20 protein-coding genes and 1 rRNA gene are annotated in these 20,363 nt (G+C 68.7%); 19 read left to right on the plus strand and 2 right to left on the minus strand.

Going from position 1 to position 20,363, the window contains the following annotated elements:
• Positions 1 to 2 precede the first annotated feature (2 nt).
• The 19 genes from rrf to H7K45_RS05465 all read left to right on the plus strand — a co-directional run bounded on the left by rrf (position 3) and on the right by H7K45_RS05465 (position 17,769).
• Positions 3 to 115, plus strand: a 5S ribosomal RNA gene (gene rrf, locus H7K45_RS05375).
• 82 nt (positions 116 to 197) lie between these two features.
• Positions 198 to 1,124 (plus strand): tetratricopeptide repeat protein, encoded by a 927-nt coding sequence (locus H7K45_RS05380; RefSeq protein WP_263994750.1) that lies wholly within the window; start codon positions 198 to 200, stop codon positions 1,122 to 1,124.
• Position 1,125: 1 nt separating this feature from the next.
• Positions 1,126 to 2,148: an HAD-IIA family hydrolase gene (locus tag H7K45_RS05385; protein ID WP_263994751.1), complete on the plus strand. Its 1,023-nt coding sequence runs from the start codon at positions 1,126 to 1,128 to the stop codon at positions 2,146 to 2,148.
• Between the two features lie 8 nt (positions 2,149 to 2,156).
• The gene (locus tag H7K45_RS05390; protein WP_263994752.1) at positions 2,157 to 2,324 is read left to right on the plus strand and encodes a hypothetical protein; all 168 of its coding nucleotides are present in this window, start codon (positions 2,157 to 2,159) and stop codon (positions 2,322 to 2,324) included.
• Between the two features lie 7 nt (positions 2,325 to 2,331).
• The gene (locus tag H7K45_RS05395) at positions 2,332 to 3,141 is read left to right on the plus strand and encodes a TlyA family RNA methyltransferase (RefSeq protein WP_263994753.1); all 810 of its coding nucleotides are present in this window, start codon (positions 2,332 to 2,334) and stop codon (positions 3,139 to 3,141) included.
• A complete protein-coding gene (locus H7K45_RS05400) occupies positions 3,138 to 4,070 on the plus strand; it encodes an NAD kinase (RefSeq protein ID WP_263994754.1) in 933 nt (310 codons plus the stop codon). Before H7K45_RS05395 ends, H7K45_RS05400 begins: the two co-directional genes overlap by 4 nt.
• Positions 4,060 to 5,823, plus strand: a complete 1,764-nt coding sequence (recN, locus tag H7K45_RS05405) for a DNA repair protein RecN (RefSeq protein WP_263994755.1) — start codon at positions 4,060 to 4,062, stop codon at positions 5,821 to 5,823. The genes H7K45_RS05400 and recN overlap by 11 nt, the downstream gene beginning before the upstream one ends.
• A gap of 112 nt (positions 5,824 to 5,935) precedes the next feature.
• Positions 5,936 to 7,120, plus strand: coding sequence for a putative cytokinetic ring protein SteA (gene steA / locus H7K45_RS05410; protein WP_263994756.1), 1,185 nt, complete (start codon positions 5,936 to 5,938; stop codon positions 7,118 to 7,120).
• A gap of 30 nt (positions 7,121 to 7,150) precedes the next feature.
• Entirely contained in the window at positions 7,151 to 8,092 is a 942-nt protein-coding gene (locus H7K45_RS05415; protein ID WP_263994757.1) for a copper transporter, read from the plus strand.
• Between the two features lie 103 nt (positions 8,093 to 8,195).
• A complete protein-coding gene (pyrG, locus tag H7K45_RS05420) occupies positions 8,196 to 9,944 on the plus strand; it encodes a CTP synthase (protein ID WP_263994758.1) in 1,749 nt (582 codons plus the stop codon).
• Positions 9,937 to 10,560: an NUDIX domain-containing protein gene (locus H7K45_RS05425; RefSeq protein ID WP_263994759.1), complete on the plus strand. Its 624-nt coding sequence runs from the start codon at positions 9,937 to 9,939 to the stop codon at positions 10,558 to 10,560. The genes pyrG and H7K45_RS05425 overlap by 8 nt, the downstream gene beginning before the upstream one ends.
• Positions 10,557 to 11,507 (plus strand): site-specific tyrosine recombinase XerD, encoded by a 951-nt coding sequence (gene xerD, locus H7K45_RS05430; protein ID WP_263994760.1) that lies wholly within the window; start codon positions 10,557 to 10,559, stop codon positions 11,505 to 11,507. Before H7K45_RS05425 ends, xerD begins: the two co-directional genes overlap by 4 nt.
• Positions 11,508 to 11,789: 282 nt before the next feature.
• Entirely contained in the window at positions 11,790 to 12,569 is a 780-nt protein-coding gene (locus tag H7K45_RS05435; RefSeq protein WP_263995080.1) for a ParA family protein, read from the plus strand.
• Complete coding sequence (locus H7K45_RS05440; RefSeq protein ID WP_263994761.1) at positions 12,566 to 13,378, plus strand: segregation/condensation protein A; 813 nt, start codon at positions 12,566 to 12,568, stop codon at positions 13,376 to 13,378. Before H7K45_RS05435 ends, H7K45_RS05440 begins: the two co-directional genes overlap by 4 nt.
• 10 nt (positions 13,379 to 13,388) lie before the next feature.
• Positions 13,389 to 14,084, plus strand: coding sequence for an SMC-Scp complex subunit ScpB (gene scpB / locus H7K45_RS05445; protein WP_263994762.1), 696 nt, complete (start codon positions 13,389 to 13,391; stop codon positions 14,082 to 14,084).
• A 1-nt stretch (position 14,085) separates the two neighbouring features.
• Complete coding sequence (locus H7K45_RS05450; protein ID WP_263994763.1) at positions 14,086 to 14,832, plus strand: pseudouridine synthase; 747 nt, start codon at positions 14,086 to 14,088, stop codon at positions 14,830 to 14,832.
• Positions 14,829 to 15,536, plus strand: coding sequence for a (d)CMP kinase (cmk, locus tag H7K45_RS05455; protein ID WP_263994764.1), 708 nt, complete (start codon positions 14,829 to 14,831; stop codon positions 15,534 to 15,536). Before H7K45_RS05450 ends, cmk begins: the two co-directional genes overlap by 4 nt.
• Entirely contained in the window at positions 15,533 to 16,960 is a 1,428-nt protein-coding gene (der, locus tag H7K45_RS05460) for a ribosome biogenesis GTPase Der (RefSeq protein WP_263994765.1), read from the plus strand. Before cmk ends, der begins: the two co-directional genes overlap by 4 nt.
• Before the next feature lie 50 nt (positions 16,961 to 17,010).
• Entirely contained in the window at positions 17,011 to 17,769 is a 759-nt protein-coding gene (locus tag H7K45_RS05465; protein WP_276069636.1) for a sulfite exporter TauE/SafE family protein, read from the plus strand.
• Here the strand turns inward: H7K45_RS05465 and H7K45_RS05470 are convergent.
• On the minus strand, positions 17,766 to 18,836 hold the full coding sequence (locus H7K45_RS05470; RefSeq protein ID WP_263994767.1) for an aldo/keto reductase: 1,071 nt from the start codon (positions 18,834 to 18,836) through the stop codon (positions 17,766 to 17,768). The genes H7K45_RS05465 and H7K45_RS05470 overlap by 4 nt on opposite strands.
• A 23-nt stretch (positions 18,837 to 18,859) precedes the next feature.
• Positions 18,860 to 20,353, minus strand: a complete 1,494-nt coding sequence (locus H7K45_RS05475; RefSeq protein WP_263994768.1) for a cryptochrome/photolyase family protein — start codon at positions 20,351 to 20,353, stop codon at positions 18,860 to 18,862.
• Positions 20,354 to 20,363: the final 10 nt, after the last annotated feature.

Below are 20,363 nucleotides of genomic sequence, written 5' to 3' on the forward strand. Positions count from 1 at the left end.
GTTACGGCGGCAACAGCGGTAGGGAAACGCCCGGTCCCATCCCGAACCCGGAAGCTAAGCCTACCAGCGCCAATGATACTGCCCACACGGGTGGAAAAGTAGGACACCGCCGAACACCCATTAAGAATCACCCCCCACGTTCGCGTGGGGGGTGATTCTCATTTGTCGACTTCGTCGAATTGAATTCACGTCGTCGCATGGTGTCGAATGTCGCCGTATCCTCAGTCGGGGCGGTGAATGGAACAGGGAAGGCAGACGTGGCTCAGGACACGCAACGCGGAGGCGACGACAACCGGCCTCGGCGTACTCCCAGCGCCGGCGCACCCCGACGAGGAGCGAATGACTCCCGTCGCGGTTCAGCACCCGGTTCCGGATTCGGAGACCGTCGCGGCGCCCCGCGCACCGGTGGCCCCGATCGTCCGCGGCGACCGGCGTCGCCCTCCGATGACCCCCGCTCGGACAAGAACGCACCACCCATTCCGCCCGACGTCGAGGCCAAGCAACTTGCCCCCGACGTCCGCGGTGAATTGATGACCCTCGACAAGGCCACTGCCGATTACGTCGCCAAGCATCTGGTGGCCGCCGGCGACCTTCTCGACGAGGACCCCGAACTGGCGCTCAAGCACGCCCAGGCAGCGCGGACCCGCTCGGGCCGCATCGCTGCCGTCCGCGAAGCCGTCGGCATCGCCGCCTATCACTGCGGGGATTGGGCGCAGGCGCTCTCGGAGTTTCGGACCGCGCGACGCATGGGCAGCAAGTCTCCACTGCTGGCGCTGATCGCCGACTGCGAGCGTGGGGTAGGCCGACCGCAACGCGCCATCGATCTGTCCCACACCCCGGAGGCCGAGGAGCTCACCGGGGACGATGCCGACGAATTGCGCATCGTCGTCGCGGGCGCCCGGTCGGATCTCCGTCAGCACGAGCAGGCCCTGGCCGTGCTGTCCTCGCCCCCGCTGGACCCGGAGCGCACGGGCCTGACGGCGACCCGACTGTTCTACGCCTACGCCGACACCCTCCTCGCGCTCGGCCGCGCCGACGAGGCGCTGCAGTGGTTCCTCCACGCCGAGGCCGCCGACGTCGACGGTGTCACCGATGCCGACGAGAGAATTACGGAGCTCAGCTGACGTGACGACACTTGTCCAGGAACACGACTGTCTGCTGCTGGACCTCGACGGCACCGTCTTCCGGGGACAACAGCCCACCGAGGGTTCCGTCGAGACGTTGAAGGGCATCGGACCCCGCACGCTGTTCGTGACGAACAACGCGTCGCGCGGCTCCGACGACGTCGCCCAGAATCTCGTGGCGATGGGCTTCGACGCCAAGGCCGAGGATGTCGTCACCAGCGCGCAGAGCGCCGCGCGACTGTTGGCGACCCAAATGGATTCCGGCTCACGGGTTCTCGTCATCGGAACCGAGGCTCTTGCCGACGAGGTCCACAAGGTTGGCCTCGAGCCCGTTCGCAAGTTCGCCGACGAGCCGGCCGCAGTGGTACAGGGCCATTCGCCGCAGACCGGGTGGGCCGACCTCGCCGAGGCCGCGCTCGCCATCCGCGACGGCGCTCTGTGGGTGGCGGCCAACGTGGACCGCACCCTGCCGTCCGAGGTCGGTTTGTTGCCGGGCAACGGGTCGATGGTCGCGGCGCTGGAGACCGCGACCGACCAGCGGCCGCAGGTGGCCGGCAAGCCGCAACCGCCACTGCTGCTCGACGCGCTCGCCCGTGGCGACTTCGAACACCCGTTGGTGATCGGTGACCGGCTCGACACCGACATCGCCGGCGCCAATGCCGCCGGCCTGCCCAGCCTGCTGGTGCTGACCGGCGTCAGCTCGGTCACCGACATGATCTACGCCGACGCCGCCGAGCGACCCAACTACCTGGCGGCAGATCTACGGTCGCTCAACGCCGACAGCGGCACGCTGCGGGTTGCCCCGCATCCGTCGTGGCGCGTCGAGGTCGGCCCGCAGGACGTCACCGTGTACTCGACCGGCCACGATGCGGAGGATCCGCTGAGCATCGTGCGCGCAGTGGCCAGCACCGTGTGGGGGTCGAGCGTCGACGGGGTGCGGTTCGCCATCCTGGGCGGCGACCACACGGCACAGGAGGCGCTGCAGCGCTGCTCGCTGGCGGGACCGTCCGATCAGATAGCGTGAACGGCGAGATGACGACCGATCCCGAACAGATTCGCGCCAGGGTCGCGGCGCTGCTTGCCGAGCTTCCCGATCCGGCTGCCGACGATGCCGAACACGTCGACGTCGACGGCATCGCGGCGCGCCTGGAAGAGGCTCACGACCTGCTGGTTCGGGCGCTGGAATCCGTCGAGAGGTAAGCATCAGGTGACTCGGCGCGCTCGCGTTGATGCCGAGCTGGTCCGGCGTGGCCTGGCACGGTCCCGCCAGCAGGCGGCGGAGATGATCGATGCCGGTCGGGTGCGCATCGACGGCATGCCCGCCGCCAAGCCTGCCACCGCCGTCACCGCCGACGCCAAGTTGACCGTCACCGGAGCCGACGAGCGCACGTGGGTGTCGCGGGGCGCCCACAAGCTCATCGGCGCCCTCGACGCCTTCGGTGTCACGGTGGCCGACCGGCGCTGTCTGGACGCCGGCGCGTCGACCGGCGGCTTCACCCAGGTGCTGCTGGACCGCGGCGCCACCGAGGTGGTCGCCGCCGACGTCGGCTACGGCCAGCTGGCCTGGCCGTTGCGCTCCGATGATCGCGTCGTGGTGATGGAGCGGACGAATGTCCGCACGCTGACTGCCGAGGCCATCGGCGGGCCGGTGGATCTGATCGTCGCCGACCTGTCGTTCATATCCCTGGCGACGGTGCTGCCCGCGCTGGTGTCCTGCGCGTCGGACGGCGCCGATATCGTTCCCATGGTGAAGCCACAATTCGAGGTCGGCAAGGCACGGGTGGGACCCGGCGGTGTCGTGTCGGATCCCGCGATCAGGGCCGACGCGGTCCTCTCGGTCGCCCGGCGGGCCGCCGAGTTGGGGTGGCATGCCGTCGACGTCACGTCGAGCCCGCTCCCCGGGCCGTCGGGCAACGTCGAATTCTTCCTGCGCCTGCGCGCGCAGACCGACCGTCCACTCCTGGGCGAGTACCTGGAGCACGCCGTACGACGAGCGATCGAAGAAGGGCCACAATGACCGGCGAACGCCAGGTGCTGCTCGTCGTCCACACCGGCCGTGACGAGGCCACCGAGACCGCTCGCCGAGTGGAGAAGGTGCTCAGCGAGAACGGGATCGGGCTACGCGTGCTGGCCGCCGAGCAGGTCGACCACCAGCCGTTGCACAGCCCGGCCGAAATCGTGAACACGATCGGTCCCGAGATTCAGGTCGTCGACGCCGACGAGCGCGCGGCGGAGGGCTGCGAGATGGTGCTCGTGCTCGGCGGGGACGGCACGTTCCTGCGCGCCGCCGAACTCGCCCGCAACGTCGAGATCCCGGTGCTCGGGGTCAACCTCGGCCGCATCGGCTTCCTCGCCGAGGCCGAGGCCGGTGCCATCGACACCGTGCTGAATCAGGTGATCACCCGCAACTACAGCGTCGAGAATCGCATGACCCTCGACATCGTCGTGCGCGTCGACGGCAAGATCACGCAGCGCGGATGGGCGCTCAACGAGGCCAGTCTGGAGAAGGGGCCCCGATTGGGCGTTCTCGGCGTCGTCCTGGAGGTCGACGGCAGGCCCGTGTCGACCTTCGGATGCGACGGCGTGCTGGTGTCCACTCCGACCGGGTCGACCGCGTATGCCTTCTCCGCCGGCGGACCCATTCTGTGGCCCGATCTCGAGTCGATCCTGGTCGTCCCCAACAACGCGCATGCGTTGTTCGCCCGGCCCATGGTGACAAGCCCGGACGCGTCGATCGCGATCGAGGTCGAGGCCTCCGGATACGACGCGATGGTGTTCTGCGACGGTCGGCGCAAGATGGAGGTGCCCGCGGGCGGACGCCTGGAGGTGACCCGCTGCGGCACCCCGCTGAAGTGGATTCGGTTGGACAGCGCACCGTTCACCGACCGACTGGTACGCAAGTTCCAGTTACCGGTCACCGGCTGGCGGGGGCACAGTGCTCGCTGAGATCAGAATCACCGAACTCGGCGCCATCAGGGCCGCGACCGCCGAATTCGACCGTGGCCTCACCGTGTTGACGGGGGAGACCGGCGCCGGCAAGACGATGGTCGTCACGGGCCTGCATCTGTTGGGCGGCGCCCGGGCCGACGCCAGTCGCGTCCGGACCGGCTCGGAACGCGCCGTCGTGGAGGGCCGCTTCACGACCACCGAACTGCAGGGCACGGTCGCCGAGCGGATCGACGAGATCTTGGATTCCTCCGGTGCGGACCGCGACGACGACGGCAGCGTCATCGCCGCCCGGTCGGTCAGTCGCGACGGTCCGTCGCGCGCCTATCTGGGCGGTCGCAGCGTGCCGGCCAAGTCGTTGAGCACCTTCACCACCGAAGTCCTTGCGCTGCATGGGCAGAACGACCAGCTGCGACTCATGCGCTCCGACGAGCAGCGTGCGGCGCTCGACCGGTTCGCCGACGTCGACGCCCCCCTGGCGCGGTACCGAGCACATCGCGACGAGTGGCTGACCCTGCGCCGGGATCTGGCCGACCGCCGAGGTCGGGCGCGCGAGCTGGCGTTGGAGGCCGACCGGTTGCAGTTCGGGCTCGGTGAGATCGACGCCGTCGCCCCGCAACTCGGCGAGGACGACGCGCTGGTGGCCGACATCCGCAGGCTTTCGGAGTTGGACGCGTTGCGCGACGCCGCGCAAGTCGCTCGCGTCGCGCTGTCCGGCGAGCTGGACGACCCCACCCAGGGGGTGTCGGCGGTCGACGGGATCGGCCAGGCCAAGTCGGCGCTTCAGGCGACCGACGACGCCGCGTTGCGCGCGCTCGGCGACCGGCTCGGCGAGGCGCTGGCCGTCGTCGGTGACGTCGCGGGGGAGCTCGGTGACTATCTTGCCGAATTACCCAGCGATGCAAGTACTTTGGAAGGCAAGCTGGCCCGTCAGGGTGAGCTGCGCAACCTCACCCGCAAGTACGCCGCCGACGTCGACGGCGTGCTGGCCTGGGCGGAGGACGCGCGCGGCCGGCTGGCTCAGCTCGACGTGTCCGAGGAGGGGCTGGCCGCGCTGCAGCAGCGTGTGGACGCTCTGGAGGCCAAGGTCGTGGCCGCGTCCGCCGAGGTCACCAAGGTGCGAACCAAGGCTGCCAAGGCGATGGCCAAGGCGGTGACCGCCGAGCTGGCCGGGCTGGCGATGTCGGGGGCGGGATTCAGCATCGCGCTCGGCCCGCTGCTGGCCAGGGCCGACGACTCGGCGCCCCTGACGCTGCCGACCGGCGAGGTGGTCCACGCGGGCCACGACGGCGTCGACGCCGTCGAGTTCGGCTTCATGCCGCATTCCGGATCCGACGCGTTGCCGTTGGCCAAGAGCGCCTCAGGTGGCGAGCTGTCTCGCGTCATGCTGGCCCTCGAAGTGGTGCTGGCCGCATCGGCCGAGGGCACCACCATGGTGTTCGACGAGGTCGACGCCGGCGTCGGCGGCCGGGCGGCGGTGCAGATCGGGCGGCGGTTGGCCAAACTGGCCCGCACGCACCAGGTCATCGTGGTGACCCACCTGCCACAGGTGGCCGCGTACGCCGACGTCCACCTCGTCGTCGACAGCGGTTCCGGCAAGGGCAAGTCGAGCGAGGTGCGCCGGCTGGAGGACGACGACCGGGTTGGCGAGCTGGCCCGAATGCTGGCCGGTTTGGGGGAGTCCGACAGTGGCCGCGCGCACGCGCGCGAGCTGCTGGAGGGGGCGCAGAAGGAAGCAGCGGCGGCGGAGTGACCCGAGGGGGCGATGCTCGATCGTGTTGCAGATGTGACAGAACGTAACTTCTGAGGCTGGTGGTACGGCGCGCCTCCACCTCAACTTGAGGGTTCGCCGACAGAATCCCCCCATGAAGATGTCAGCGCTCCTCTCCCGTAATGCCGGCTCACGACCCGGCGTGACCGGCACGGCCCGCGTCGACCGCGACATCGACCGCTTGCTCCGACGCGTCGGCCCCGGCGACGTCGTCGTCATGGACGCCCTCGACCTCGACCGCATCACCGCCGACGCCCTCGTCCACGCCAACATCGCCGGCGTGGTCAACGCGTCGCCGTCGATCTCCGGCCGCTACCCCAATCTCGGCCCGGAGGTGCTCGTCGCCAACGGGGTCGTCCTGATCGACGAGGCGGGCCCGGAGATCTTCAAGAAGATCAAGGACGGCAGCAAGGTCCGGTTGCACAACGGCGGGGTCTACTCCGGCGACCGACGCCTCGCGCTGGGCACCGAGCGCACCGACGAAGAGATCCACGACCTCATGCACGAGGCCAAGAGCGGTCTGGTCTCGCACCTCGAAGCCTTCGCCGGCAACACCATCGAATTCATCCGCAGCGAGAGCCCGTTGCTGATCGACGGCATGGGCATCCCCGACATCGACGTCGACCTGCACCGCAGGCACGTCGTCATCGTCGCCGACGAGGCCGACGCCGCCGACGACCTCAAGGCGCTCAAGCCGTTCATCAAGGAATACCAACCCGTTCTGGTCGGCGTGGGCTCCGGCGCCGACGTGCTACGCCGGGCCGGACACCGGCCCGCGTTGATCGTCGGCGATCCCGAGGAGATGAGCGTCGAGGTGCTGCGGTCCGGCGCACAGGTAGTGCTGCCCGCCGACGCCGACGGACACGCCAAGGGGCTCGAGCGCATCCAGGATCTGGGCGTTGGGGCCATGACGTTCCCCGCCGCCGGGTCGGCCGCCGACCTCGCCATGCTGCTGTGCGACCACCACGGCGCCTCGCTGATCGTGACCGCAGGCCACAACGCCAGCATCGAGGAGTTCTTCGACCGCTCGCGGCAGCAGAGCAACCCCTCGATGTTCCTGACCCGCCTCAAGGTTGGCGAGAAGCTGGTCGACGCCAAGGCCGTCGCGACGCTCTACCGCAGCCGTGTCTCCGGCGGTGCCATCGCCCTGCTGGTGCTCGCCATGCTGATCGCCGTCATCGCCGCCCTGTGGGTGTCGCGCGCCGACACCGTCGTCATCGAATGGGTCACCCAGTACTGGAACCAGTTCTCCCTGTGGGTGCAGGGCCTGGTCACCTGACCCACCGGTTAGCCACTTCTCGGAGGTTTCGTGATTTCCCTGCGCTCGCACGCCATCTCGCTCGCGGCGGTCTTCCTCGCGTTGGCGATCGGCGTGGCCCTGGGGTCGGGCTTGTTGTCCAACACGCTGCTGGCGGGCCTCAAGGACGACAAGGCCCAGATGCAGAACCAGATCAACGGGCTCACCGATGAGAAGAACGCTCTCAACCAAAAGCTTGGTGCGGCTAATGACTTCGACGCCCAAATGTCACCGCGGATCATCCGGGACGCCTTGAAGGGCAAGTCGGTGATGGTGTTCCGGACCCCCGATGCCGTCGACGACGACGTCACCGCACTCTCGCGGCTGGTGGGAGAAGCCGGCGGCGTGGTCGCCGGGACGATCGGTCTGACCCAGGAGTTCGTCGACGCCAACTCCTCGGAGAAGTTGCTGTCGGTGGTCAATTCGCCGATCGTGCCCGCCGGCCGCCAGCTCAGCACCACGTCGATCGACCAGGGGTCGCAGGCCGGAGACCTGCTCGGCATCGCGCTGCTGACCGGGAAGGACCCCGCCGCACCTGCCGTCGACGACGCGCAGCGCGACGCCGTGCTGACCGCCCTTCGCGACACCGGCTTCCTGACCTACGGCACCGAGCGCATCGGCCCCGCGGACACCGCCCTGATCGTCACCGGTGGCGGGCTGGCCGACGACGCAGGCAACCAGGGCTCGACGGTCGCCCGCTTCGCGGCCGGTCTGGCTCCCCACGGGGTCGGCACGCTGCTGGCCGGCCGGGACGGCTCGGCCACCGGAACGGGCGCCGTCTCGGTCGTCCGATCCGACACCGGTCTCGCCGCAGCGATCGCCACCGTCGACGACGTCGAGCGGTCCTCGGGCCGCATCACCGCGGTCCTGGGACTACAGGAGATGGCCAACGGCGGCCGCCCCGGGCAGTACGGCACGGGCCGTGGCGCGTCGTCGCTGACCCTGGCCCAGTAGCAGGGGTGTGACCGGCGCGTCCGTCCCCACTCGTCGCCGTCGGTGTTAGGGTGAGTTTCCGTGGGTCGGCAGGCCCCAAGCCACTCGCCACGGAGGTCGCCACTTGCTCAGCCGAACGAATTCGCCACGTAGGCACCCACAGACCACGACCAAGCATCTCTTCGTCAGCGGCGGGGTCGCGTCGTCGCTCGGCAAGGGTCTCACCGCCAGTAGCCTCGGCCAGTTGCTCACCGCGCGTGGCATCCAGGTGACGATGCAGAAGCTCGACCCGTACCTCAACGTCGACCCCGGCACGATGAACCCGTTCCAGCACGGTGAGGTCTTCGTCACCGAGGACGGTGCCGAGACCGACCTCGACGTCGGGCACTACGAGCGGTTCCTGGATCGCAACCTGTCGGGATCGGCGAATGTGACCACCGGGCAGGTGTATTCGACGGTGATCGCCAAGGAGCGGCGCGGTGAATACCTCGGCGACACCGTGCAGGTCATTCCGCACATCACCGACGAGATCAAGCGCCGCATCCTCGCGATGGCCGAACCCGACGAAGACGGTGACCGTCCCGACGTCGTCATCACCGAGATCGGTGGCACGGTCGGGGACATCGAGTCGCTGCCGTTCCTCGAGGCCGCCCGGCAGGTCCGCCACGAAGTGGGTCGCGAGAACGTGTTCTTCCTGCACGTGTCGCTGGTGCCGTACCTCGCGCCGTCGGGTGAGCTCAAGACCAAGCCGACGCAGCACTCGGTGGCCGCGCTGCGCAGCATCGGCATCAGCCCCGACGCCCTGATCCTGCGCTGCGACCGCGACGTGCCCGAGCCGTTGAAGAACAAGATCGCGCTGATGTGCGACGTCGACGTGGACGGCGTCATCTCCACCCCCGACGCGCCCTCGATCTACGACATCCCCAAGGTCCTACACCGTGAGGAACTCGACGCCTACGTGGTGCGTCGGCTCAACCTGCCGTTCCGAGACGTCGACTGGACCGAGTGGGACGATCTGCTGCGGCGCGTGCACGAGCCCCAGGAAACCGTGCGAATCGCTTTGGTGGGCAAGTACATCGACCTCTCCGACGCCTACCTGTCGGTCGCGGAGGCACTCCGGGCCGGAGGGTTCCGCCATCATGCCAAGGTCGAGATCCAGTGGGTCGCCTCCGACGACTGCGAGACCGACCCCAGCGCCGCGCTCGCGCTGGGCGACGTCCACGGGGTGCTGATCCCCGGCGGCTTCGGCATCCGCGGCATCGAGGGCAAGCTGGGGGCGATCAAGTTCGCCCGCAAGCACGGCATCCCGGTGCTGGGTCTGTGCCTCGGGCTGCAGTGCATCGTGATCGAGGCGGCCCGCTCGGTCGGCATCGACGACGCCAACTCCGCGGAGTTCGACCCCGAGACGCCAGACCCGGTGGTCTCCACGATGGCCGACCAGCAGGACATCGTGGCGGGGGAGGCCGACCTGGGCGGCACCATGCGCCTCGGCGCCTATCCCGCGGTGCTGCAGGAGGATTCGATCGTCGCCAGGGCCTACGAGTCGACGAAGGTCTCCGAGCGGCACCGGCACCGCTACGAGGTCAACAACGCCTACCGCGACCGCATCGCCGAGAGTGGGCTGCGGTTCTCGGGCACCTCGCCGGACGGCCACCTCGTCGAGTTCGTCGAGTACGACTCGGCCGTGCACCCGTTCATCGTCGGCACCCAGGCACACCCCGAGCTCAAGAGCCGGCCCACCCGCCCGCACCCGTTGTTCGTGGCCTTCGTCGGCGCGGCACTGGAGTACAAGGCCGCCGAACGCCTGCCGGTGGAACTGGCCACCCAGCGGGCCAACGGCGCCGAGCTGTCCGAGCCCGCCCGCCGTGGCTGACCACGAGTTCACCACCGTCGAGTCCGAGACGCTGTACGTCGGCAAGATCTTCGCGCTGCGCGCCGACGAGGTCGCCATGCCCGGTGGGCGGACGGCCCGGCGCGAGGTGGTCGAACACTTCGGCGCCGTCGGCATCGTCGCACTGGACGACGGCGGCAACGTCGCGCTCATCCACCAGTACCGGCACCCCGTTGGGCGACGGCTCTGGGAGCTGCCCGCCGGGCTCCTCGACATCGGGGGCGAAGCGCCGCACCTCACCGCGGCCCGCGAACTCGAGGAGGAGGCGGGCCTGGCGGCCACGGAGTGGGCCGTCCTCGTCGACGTCATCTCGGCGGCGGGCTTCAGTGACGAATCCGTCCGCCTCTACCTCGCCACCGGTCTGACCGACGTCGGCCGTCCCGAGGCGCACGACGAGGAAGCCGACTTGGAGCTGCGGTGGTTCTCGCTCGCCGACGCCGTCGACATGGTGCTCACTGGTGAGATCGTCAATTCCCTTGCGGTGGCTGGCATCCTGGCCGCCAGCACCGTCACCCGCGACGGTCGCCAGCCGCGCCCGGTCGACGCGCCGTGGCCTGACAGGCCGACCCGCTTCGCCGCCCGGCGGGCCAACGGGTGACCACCGCGGTAGGGGCCCTCGACGGTCAGCTGCAGGGGTACCTCGACCACCTGACCATCGAACGCGGGGTGGCCGCCAACACGCTGAGCTCCTACCGGCGAGATCTGCGCCGCTATCTGGCCCACCTCACCGCGCGGGGCGTCGACGATCTGGCCGACGTGACCGAGGAACACGTCACCGACTTCCTGGTGTCGCTGCGCGTGGGTGACGCCGACCTGGGCATCACGCCGCTGTCGGCGGTGTCGGCCGCCCGCACCCTCATCGCCGTGCGCGGCTTTCACCGCTTCGCCGTCGCCGAGGGGCTGACCACCGACGACGTCGCCCGCGGGGTGAAGCCGCCGACCCCCACCCGTCGCCTGCCCAAGAGCATCAGCGTCGACGACGTCGTCGCGCTGCTCGAGGGTGCGGGCGGCGACGGTGAGACCGACGGGCCGCTGGCGCTGCGCAACCGCGCCCTGCTCGAGGTGCTGTACTCCACCGGAGCCCGCATCTCCGAGGCCGTCGGTCTCGACGTGGACGACGTGGACGTCCAGTCGCGATCGGTGCTGCTGCGCGGCAAGGGCGGCAAACAGCGGTTGGTGCCCATCGGCAGGCCCGCCGTCAGCGCCCTCGACGCCTACTTGGTGCGCGGCCGCCCCGACCTGGCACGGCGCGGTAAGGGCGCCGCGGGCGCCATCTTCCTCAACTCCCGCGGCGGTCGCCTGTCCCGCCAAAGCGCCTGGCAGGTGTTGCAGGACGCCGCGGAACGGGCCGGCATCTCCGCGTCGGTGTCGCCCCACACGCTGCGGCACTCCTTCGCCACGCATCTGCTGGAGGGCGGCGCCGACGTCCGCGTCGTGCAGGAGTTGCTCGGCCACGCCTCGGTCACCACGACGCAGATCTACACGCTCGTCACGGTGTCCGCGCTGCGGGAGGTCTGGGCCGGCGCGCACCCCCGAGCCCGCTGACCGTGGCTCGACACGGTCGTCGGTATTCGCATCTGCCGAGGCGTCGCACGACAAGCTCGTCTAGCCGGCCGCGCGGGTCTGACGTACGCAGCGTTCCCATCCCGTTAAACTCCAAGCGATGTTCGCCAAGCCCGAGGGATGCCTGACCGGCGGCGGTCCCGCGTGACCGACGACGCTGGTACCACCGACGGCGCGGGCGTCTCGGAGGCGACGGTTGGCACCGAGACGGTCGGACTGACGGGCCGCCCGCCCCGGCCGATCCCCGAGCCCAAGCCGCGGAGCATGCACGGCCCGGCCAAGGTCATCGCGATGTGCAACCAGAAGGGCGGCGTCGGCAAGACGACGTCGACCATCAACCTGGGGGCCAGCCTCGCCGAATACGGCCGTCGGGTGTTGCTGGTCGACCTCGATCCGCAGGGTGCGCTCTCGGCAGGTCTCGGCGTGCCGCACTACGAACTGGACCAGACCGTCCACAACCTGCTGATCGAGCCGCGGGTGTCGGTGGAGGACGTCCTGATCAAGACCCGCGTCAAGGGTCTGGACCTGCTGCCAAGCAACATCGACCTGTCCGCGGCGGAGATCCAGCTGGTCAACGAGGTGGGCCGGGAGCACTCCCTGTCCCGGGCGCTGCATCCGGTGCTGGACCGCTACGACTACGTGCTGATCGACTGCCAGCCGTCGCTGGGCCTGCTGACCGTCAACGGGTTGGCCTGCGCGGACAGCGTCATCATCCCCACCGAGTGCGAGTACTTCTCGCTGCGCGGACTGGCGTTGCTCACCGACACGGTGACCAAGGTCAAGGAACGCCTCAACCCGAAGCTGGACATCGGCGGCATCCTGATCACTCGGTATGACCCGCGCACCGTCAACTCCCGTGAGGTGATGGCGAGGGTGCTGCAGCAGTTCGGCGATTTGGTGTTCGACACCGTCATCACCAGGACCGTCCGCTTCCCGGAAACCAGCGTCGCCGGTGAGCCCATCACCACCTGGGCGCCCAAATCGACTGGCGCACAGTCCTACCGGTCGCTGGCGCGTGAGGTCATCGACCGGTTCGGCGCGTGAGCTCGCCGGTTCCGGAGGAGTCACCGCAGGCAGGATTTCAGGTCCGGCTGAGCAACTTCGAGGGACCGTTCGACCTGCTGTTGCAGCTGATCTTCGCCCACCGGATGGACGTGACGGAGGTCGCGCTGCACCGGGTGACCGACGACTTCATCGCCTACACCAAGCACGTCGGCCCCCAACTGGAGCTCGACGAGACCACGGCGTTCCTCGTGATTGCCGCCACCCTCCTCGACCTCAAGGCAGCCCGGCTACTGCCCGCCGGCGAGGTGGACGACGAGGAGGACTTGGCGCTGCTCGAAGTCCGCGACCTGCTGTTCGCGCGGTTGCTGCAGTACCGGGCATTCAAGCACGTGGCGGTGATGTTCGGCGAGCTCGAAGCCGCGGCGCTGCGCAGCTACCCACGACTGGTGTCGCTGGAAGATCGGTTCTCCGACCTGTTGCCCGAGGTCATGCTGGGTGTGGATGCCGAGAGCTTCGCCCACATCGCCGCGACGGCCTTCACGCCGCGCCCCGTGCCGACGGTCGGCCTCAGCCACCTGCACGTCCAGGGTGTGTCGGTACCCGAGCAGGCTCGATTGTTGCTGGGGATGCTCGAAGAACGCGGTATCGGCGCGTGGGCGTCGTTCACCGACCTCGTCGCCGACTGCGGCGCAACCATCGAGATCGTCGGGCGGTTCATGGCGCTGTTGGAGTTGTTCCGGGCCAACGCGGTAACATTCGACCAGCCAGAACCGCTTGGAGTGCTGCAGATTTCGTGGACCGGGGATCGCCCGACCAGCGAATACCTGTCGACGGCGGTGGAAGAGTGAGAAAACGCAGATGACCGACGACCACCCCAAACCCGACCATGCCTCCGATCTGGGGGTCGACCTCGCGCTGGAACCTCAGCTCCAGGACGCCGAATTGGGTGCCGTCCTCGAGGCGTTGTTGCTCGTGGTCGACGCGCCGGTCACCGTCGACGCGCTGGCCACGGCCGTCGAGCAGCCCGCCGACCGGGTGGCGGCGGCGCTGCGCGCGATGGCCGACGAGCTGACCGCGCGCGAGAGTGGCATCGACCTTCGCGAGGCCGGTGGCGGCTGGCGGATGTACACCCGGGCGCAGTACGCGCCGTTCGTCGAGCGGCTGCTGTTGGACGGCACCCGGTCGAAGCTGACCCGCGCCGCGCTGGAGACGCTGGCCGTGGTGGCCTACCGCCAACCGGTCAGTCGGGTGCGGGTGAGCGCCGTGCGCGGCGTCAACTGCGACGCGGTGATGCGCACGCTGTTGGCCCGCGGGCTGATCACCGAATCCGGCACCGACTCCGACACCGGCGCAACCACTTTCGCGACCACCGAGCTCTTCCTCGAGCGGTTGGGACTCTCGACGCTGGCCGAGCTGCCCGACATCGCTCCGCTCCTGCCCGACGTCGACGTCATCGACGACATCACCGAGTCCTTGGCCGACGAACCCCGGTTCGTGAAACTCGGTGTGGTGCCCTCCAATCAATCGGTGGCCTTCGACGTGGACAAGGACTGACATGAGCGAGGAAGACGAAGGCACGCGACTGCAGAAGGTGCTGTCTCAGGCGGGAGTTGCCTCTCGCCGCGTCGCCGAACGCATGATCCGCGACGGCCGGGTGGAGGTCGACGGTCACATCGTGACCGAGATGGGCACCCGGGTCGACGCCGACAACGCCGACATCCGCGTCGACGGCGTGAAGATCCGGCGCGACGACACCATGGTCTACCTCGCGATCAACAAGGAACGCGGGATGCATTCGACGATGTCGGACGACCAGGGCAGGCCCTGCGTCGGCGACCTGGTCGAGTACCGGGTGCGCGGCCACAAGAAGCTCTTCCACGTCGGCCGCCTCGACGCCGACACCGAGGGGCTGCTGATCCTGACCAACGACGGGGAACTGGCGCACCGGCTGATGCACCCGTCCTACGAAGTGCCCAAGACCTACCTGGCCACCGTCGTCGGGTCGGTGCCGCGCGGTCTGGGCAAGAAGCTCAAGGAGGGCATCGAGCTCGACGACGGCCCCATCCACGTGGACGACTTCGCGATGGTGGACGCGGTGCCCGGCAAGTCGCTGGTCTCGGTGACGTTGCACGAGGGGCGAAAGCGCATCGTGCGACGAATGTTGGCCGCGGTCGGCTTTCCCGTCACCGACCTGGTGCGCACCGACATCGGCACGGTCAGCCTCGGCGAGCAGAAGCCGGGCAGCATCCGGGTTCTCACCAGCAAAGAGGTCGGCGAACTCTACAAGGCGGTGGGAATGTGAGTGCCCCTTTGACCATCGCAGTCGACGGTCCGGCCGGCACCGGAAAGTCTTCAGTGTCACGGGGTTTGGCGAGGGCCCTTGGCGCGCGCTACCTCAACACCGGTGCGATGTACCGGATCGTGACGCTGGCCGTGTTGCGCGCGGGAGTGGCTCCCGACGACGCCGTGGCCGTGGCCGAGTTGGCCGCTGGTGTCGACCTGGCCGTCGGTTTCGACCCCGATGAAGACCTGTACTTCCTTGGCGGAGAAGACGTCTCGCTCGAGATTCGCGGCGACGCGGTGACCAAGGCCGTCTCGGCGGTCTCCGCCGTCCCCGAGGTGCGCACTCGGCTCGTCGAGCGGCAACGCGAACTGGCCGACGGCACCGTCGCCGTGGTGGTCGAGGGCCGCGACATCGGCACCGTGGTCCTGCCGGACGCCGATCTCAAGGTCTACCTGACGGCGTCGCCGGAGGAGCGGGCCCGCCGCCGCAACGACCAGAACGTCGAATCCGGTCAGCCCGGCGACTACGACGCCGTGCTGGCCGACGTCTTGCGTCGCGACCACCTCGACTCGACCCGCGCCGTGTCGCCCTTGCGGGCGGCCGACGACGCGATCGTCGTCGACAGCAGTGACATGTCCCAATCCGAAACCGTGGCAAGGCTTCTCGACCTGGTCGAGCATCTCGACGAGCGCATGCGCGAAGAACAGAAGGCCCGACGATGAGCGACGACGACGTAGCGGACGGCACCTGGTCCGACGAGAGTGACTGGGAGCTGCCCCCCGAGGGTGTCGAGTTCGGGGACTTGGAGGCCGAGTTCGCCCCACCGCCGGTCGTCGCGGTCGTCGGACGGCCCAACGTCGGCAAGTCCACGTTGGTCAACCGCATCCTGGGTCGGCGCGAGGCCGTGGTGCAGGACATCCCCGGCGTCACCCGCGACCGGGTGTCCTATGACGCGAACTGGTTGGGTCGCCGATTCATGGTGCAGGACACGGGCGGCTGGGAACCCGACGCCAAGGGTCTGCAGCAGCTGGTGGCCGAGCAGGCCACGGTCGCCATGCGCACCGCCGACGCCATCATTCTGGTGGTCGACGCGGTGACCGGCGCGACCAGTGCCGACGAGGCCGCGGCCAAGCGCCTGCAGAAGTCGGGCAAACCGGTGTTCCTGGCTGCGAACAAGGTCGACAACGAGAAGATGGAGTCCGAGGCGGCGCTGCTGTGGTCCCTCGGACTGGGGCAGCCGCACCCGGTCAGCGCGATGCACGGCCGCGGTGTGGCCGACCTGCTCGACGCCGTATTCGAGGTGCTGCCCGAGGTCTCCGAGATGGGCTCGACCACCGGTGGCCCACGCCGCGTGGCACTGGTCGGCAAGCCGAATGTCGGCAAGAGCTCACTGATCAACCGGCTCGCCAACGAGGAGCGGTCGGTGGTGCACGACGTCGCGGGCACCACCGTCGACCCCGTCGACTCGCTGATCGAGCTGGGCGGCAAGCTCTGGCGCTTCGTCGACACGGCGGGTCTGCGGCGCAAGGTCGGCCAAGCCAGCGGGCACGAGTTCTACGCCTCGGTGCGCACTCACGGTGCGATCGACTCGGCCGAGGTCGTCATCGTCCTCATCGACTCCTCGCAGCCGTTGACCGAGCAGGACCAACGGGTGCTCTCGATGGTCATCGAGGCCGGTCGCGCGGTGGTGCTGGCGTTCAACAAGTGGGACTTGATGGACGAGGACCGGCGTTTCCTTCTCGATCGCGAGATCGACCTGTCCTTGGAGCAGGTGCAGTGGGCGCAGCGGGTCAACATCTCCGCCAAGACCGGCCGTGCGGTGCAGAAGCTCGTGCCGGCCCTGGAGAGCGCGCTCGCGTCGTGGGACAAGCGCATCACCACCGGACAGCTCAACACGTTCCTCAAGGAGCTCGTCGCCGCGACGCCGCCGCCCGTGCGAGGTGGCAAGCAGCCCAAGATCCTCTTCGCCACCCAGGCGACGGCCCGGCCCCCGACCTTCGTGCTGTTCACTTCGGGCTTCCTGGAGGCGGGCTATCGCCGTTTCATCGAGCGCAAGCTGCGCGAGAAGTTTGGCTTCGAGGGCAGCCCCATCAAGATCAACGTGCGGGTTCGGGAGAAGCGGTCGGCAGGCGGCAAGAAGCGCTGACGGGCGGCCGTTCTCGGCCCGATAGGGTTTGACCGGTGTCCGTCGCCCACATGATTCTGATCGCTCTGGCAGGGGTGGGAGCTGGCGCGATCAACGCGGTCGTCGGCTCGGGCACCCTGATCACGTTCCCGACGTTGGTGGCGCTGGGCTTTCCGCCCGTCACGGCGACGATGTCGAACGCAGTCGGTCTGGTGGCCGGCGGTGTCTCGGGGACCTGGGGTTACCGTCGCGAGCTCCGCGGACAGTGGAAGCGGCTGCGGTGGCAGATCCCGGGATCCCTCCTGGGGGCGATCCTGGGGTCGTGGCTGCTGCTGCACCTACCGGAGAAGGTGTTCGTCGCGGTCGTGCCCGTGCTGCTCATCGGCGCCCTGCTGCTGGTGGTGTTTGGCCCGAAGATTCAGGCCTGGGCCAATAAGCGGTCCGGGGAGGAAGGCGCACCGATATCCAGGGGCCGAATGGTTCTGTTGGTGTTGGGGACGTTTGCCGTCGGCGTCTACGGCGGATACTTCACCGCCGCCCAGGGCATCTTGCTCATCGGCATCATGGGGGCGCTGCTGCCCGAGTCGATGCAGCGGATGAACGCGGCGAAGAACCTGCTGTCGCTGTTGGTCAACGTGGTGGCCGCCGCGGCGTACACCCTGGTGGCATTCGACCGAATCAGCTGGGTGGCGGCGGGGCTCATCGCCGTCGGCTCCTTGGCGGGCGGCTTCCTCGGGGCGCACTACGGGCGGCGTCTGTCGCCCCTCGCCTTGCGAATCATCATCGTGATCGTCGGGCTGATTGGGTTGTGGCGCCTGCTGGCGGTCTAGACGTCCGAGCTCTCGCGCCAGAGGTCGATGCCGGAGTCCGACGCGTACTCGTCGATCTTGGCGAGCTCGTCGTCGGTGAAGTCCAGGTTGTCCAGGGCCCCGAGGTTCTCGTCGAGCTGTTCGACGCTGGAGGCGCCGATCAGCGTCGACGCGACCGCGGGGTCGCGCAGCACCCAGGCCAGTGCGAGCTGCGCCAGGGACTGACCGCGGTCCTTGGCAATGGCCGCGAGCCCACGCAGCTGTCCGAGGACCTCGTCGGTGACCAGGTCGTCGTCGAAGGTGGGACGCGCCGTGGCACGGTCGACGTCGGCTGCGGCCCGCTCGAGGTAGCGATCGGTCAGCAGGCCCTGGCCGAGCGCGGTGAACGCGATGGCGCCCATGCCCGCCTTGGTCAACTCGTCGGTCAGGCCGCCCTCGATCCACCGGTTCAACAGAGAATAGGAGGGCTGGTGGATGACCAGGGGGGTGCCGAGGCGCTGCGCGATGGCCGACGCCTCGGCGGTCTTGGCCGCCGAGTAGGACGAAATGCCAACGTAGCGAGCCTTACCCGCGCGCACCGCCGTGTCGAGGGCGCCGATCGTCTCCTCCAGCGGCGTCACCGGGTCGATGCGGTGGGAGTAGAAGACGTCGACGTAGTCCAGGCTCATCCGCTCGAGCGATTCGTCGAGGCTGGCCAATAGATAGGCGCGGCTGCCGAGCTGACCGTACGGGCCGGGCCACATGTCCCAGCCGGCCTTGGTGGAGATGATCATCTCGTTGCGATACGGCTTGAAGTCGCGGCGCATCATCCGGCCGAAGTTCTCCTCGGCGGACCCATAGGGCGGGCCATAGTTGTTGGCCAGGTCGAAGTGGGTGATCCCGCGGTCGAAGGCGTGACGCAGTACCTCGCGGATGACGTCGAAGGGCCGGTTGTCCCCGAAGTTGTACCAGAGGCCCAGCGAGATGGCCGGGAGCAGCAGGCCCGACGTCCCGACGCGGCGGTAGGGCATGGAGTCGTAGCGACTCTTGGCCGCCACCCATGGGTCATGGGTGAAGGGAACATCGGTGATGGCGAGGTCGTCGGACATGACTCGATCCTAGGCGCGTCGGATCAGAATTCTTCGCGATGTGCCTCTTGTTCGAGGACGGCGTCGAGGTCCTTGAGCCGGTCCATGTTCGCCACCACCCGCTGCGTGCGGTTGTTCTTCGCGAGCATGTCGCGGTGCTCGTTGACGAAGTTCCAATAGCCAGCGGTGAAGGGGCACGCGTCGTCGCCGAGGCGCTTCTTGGGGTCGTAGGCGCAGTCGCCGCAATGGTTGCTCATCTTGTTGATGTAGGCCCCGCCGGAGGCGTACGGCTTGGTGGCCAGGAGGCCGCCGTCGGCGTGTTGACTCATGCCGACGACGTTGGTCGGCATGACCCAGCGGAAGCCGTCGACGTAGGCGGTGGCGAACCACTCGGTGAGTTCGGCCGGCTGGTACCCACGCTGCAGGGCGTGATTGCCCAGGATCATCAGACGTTGGATGTGGTGGTTCCACCCGCGGTCTCGAACGCCCATCAACGCGTGCCGCAGGCACTCCGCGGTGACGGCGTCGGCGTCGAGGTTCGCCCACCAGTCGGGCAGTTTCCGTTGTGCGCCAAGGGCATTGTTCTTGGTGTACTTCGGACCGAAGTGCCAATACAGGTGCCACATGTACTCACGCCAGCCCAGGATCTGGCGGATGAAGCCCTCGACGGCAGCCAGTGGCGCCTGACCGTCGCGGTAGGCCTTTTCGGCCGCCTCGACCGCTTCGAGCGGATGCAAGACGCCGAGGTTGAGCGGCACCGACAGCAGCGAGTGCGACATCGCCCAGTCGTCGCCCATCATGGCGTCCTCGTAGCGGCCGAACTCCGGGAGTCGGTGTTCGAGGAACCGCTGCAGGGCGCGCTTGGCCTCGGTGGGGGTGACCGCGAACAGTCGAGGGCCGTCGACGCCGACGGTGTCGAGGTCCATCGCGTCGAGGTCGTGACGCACGCGCTCGTCGATGTCGTCTTCGCGGGGTTGGTATGGCTTGGGCAGGCCGAGGGTCTTCTGCTTCTTGGGTGGGGATTCGCGGTTGTCCTCGTCGTAGTTCCATCGGCTGCCCACGGGCTCGCGCCCGTCCATCAGGACGTCGAACCGGCGGCGCTGATCGCGGTAGAAGTCCTCCATGCGAAAGCGGGTACGGTCACCTGCCCACTGCTGAAAGTCCTTGCGAGGCAGGGCAAATGTCGGGGTGGGCAAGACCTCGGTGACGAGTCCCTGCTTCTGCAGGCGATGCACGAACCGCTCGGCGGCGTGCGAGGTCGGTTCGTGGACGAGCACCGGGCGGCCGTACTGCTCGAGCGCGTCGGTGTAGGTGTCGGACGTGACGAGGGTTGCCCGGTCGCCGAGGTCGCGCTCGGCGTGCCGAAGCCCCGAGACGACCAGGTGCAGCTTCTGCCGGTGGTAGCGGCGCTTGCGCAGTGCGGCGGTGGCCTCGACCAGAAGCACCTCGCGATGTGCGTGCTCACCGCCGTGCACCGCCGGGCCCAGTTGGTCGGCGAAGAGCCATAGGGGAGTGTCGTCACGCGTCGTCGGAGCCACGGGGATCAAG

The organism is Mycobacterium yunnanensis (assembly GCF_025823185.1).
GTDB lineage: Bacteria > Actinomycetota > Actinomycetes > Mycobacteriales > Mycobacteriaceae > Mycobacterium > Mycobacterium yunnanensis.

Coding starts and splice junctions, on each gene's coding strand:
- H7K45_RS05380 (WP_263994750.1), top strand. CDS start 198: ATGGTGTCGAATGTCGCCGTATCCTCAGTCGGGGCGGTGAATGGAACA.
- H7K45_RS05390 (WP_263994752.1), top strand. CDS start 2,157: ATGACGACCGATCCCGAACAGATTCGCGCCAGGGTCGCGGCGCTGCTT.
- H7K45_RS05400 (WP_263994754.1), top strand. CDS start 3,138: ATGACCGGCGAACGCCAGGTGCTGCTCGTCGTCCACACCGGCCGTGAC.
- steA (WP_263994756.1), top strand. CDS start 5,936: ATGAAGATGTCAGCGCTCCTCTCCCGTAATGCCGGCTCACGACCCGGC.
- H7K45_RS05435 (WP_263995080.1), top strand. CDS start 11,790: ATGCACGGCCCGGCCAAGGTCATCGCGATGTGCAACCAGAAGGGCGGC.
- scpB (WP_263994762.1), top strand. CDS start 13,389: ATGACCGACGACCACCCCAAACCCGACCATGCCTCCGATCTGGGGGTC.
- H7K45_RS05450 (WP_263994763.1), top strand. CDS start 14,086: ATGAGCGAGGAAGACGAAGGCACGCGACTGCAGAAGGTGCTGTCTCAG.
- der (WP_263994765.1), top strand. CDS start 15,533: ATGAGCGACGACGACGTAGCGGACGGCACCTGGTCCGACGAGAGTGAC.
- H7K45_RS05465 (WP_276069636.1), top strand. CDS start 17,011: ATGATTCTGATCGCTCTGGCAGGGGTGGGAGCTGGCGCGATCAACGCG.
- H7K45_RS05470 (WP_263994767.1), bottom strand. CDS start 18,836: ATGTCCGACGACCTCGCCATCACCGATGTTCCCTTCACCCATGACCCA.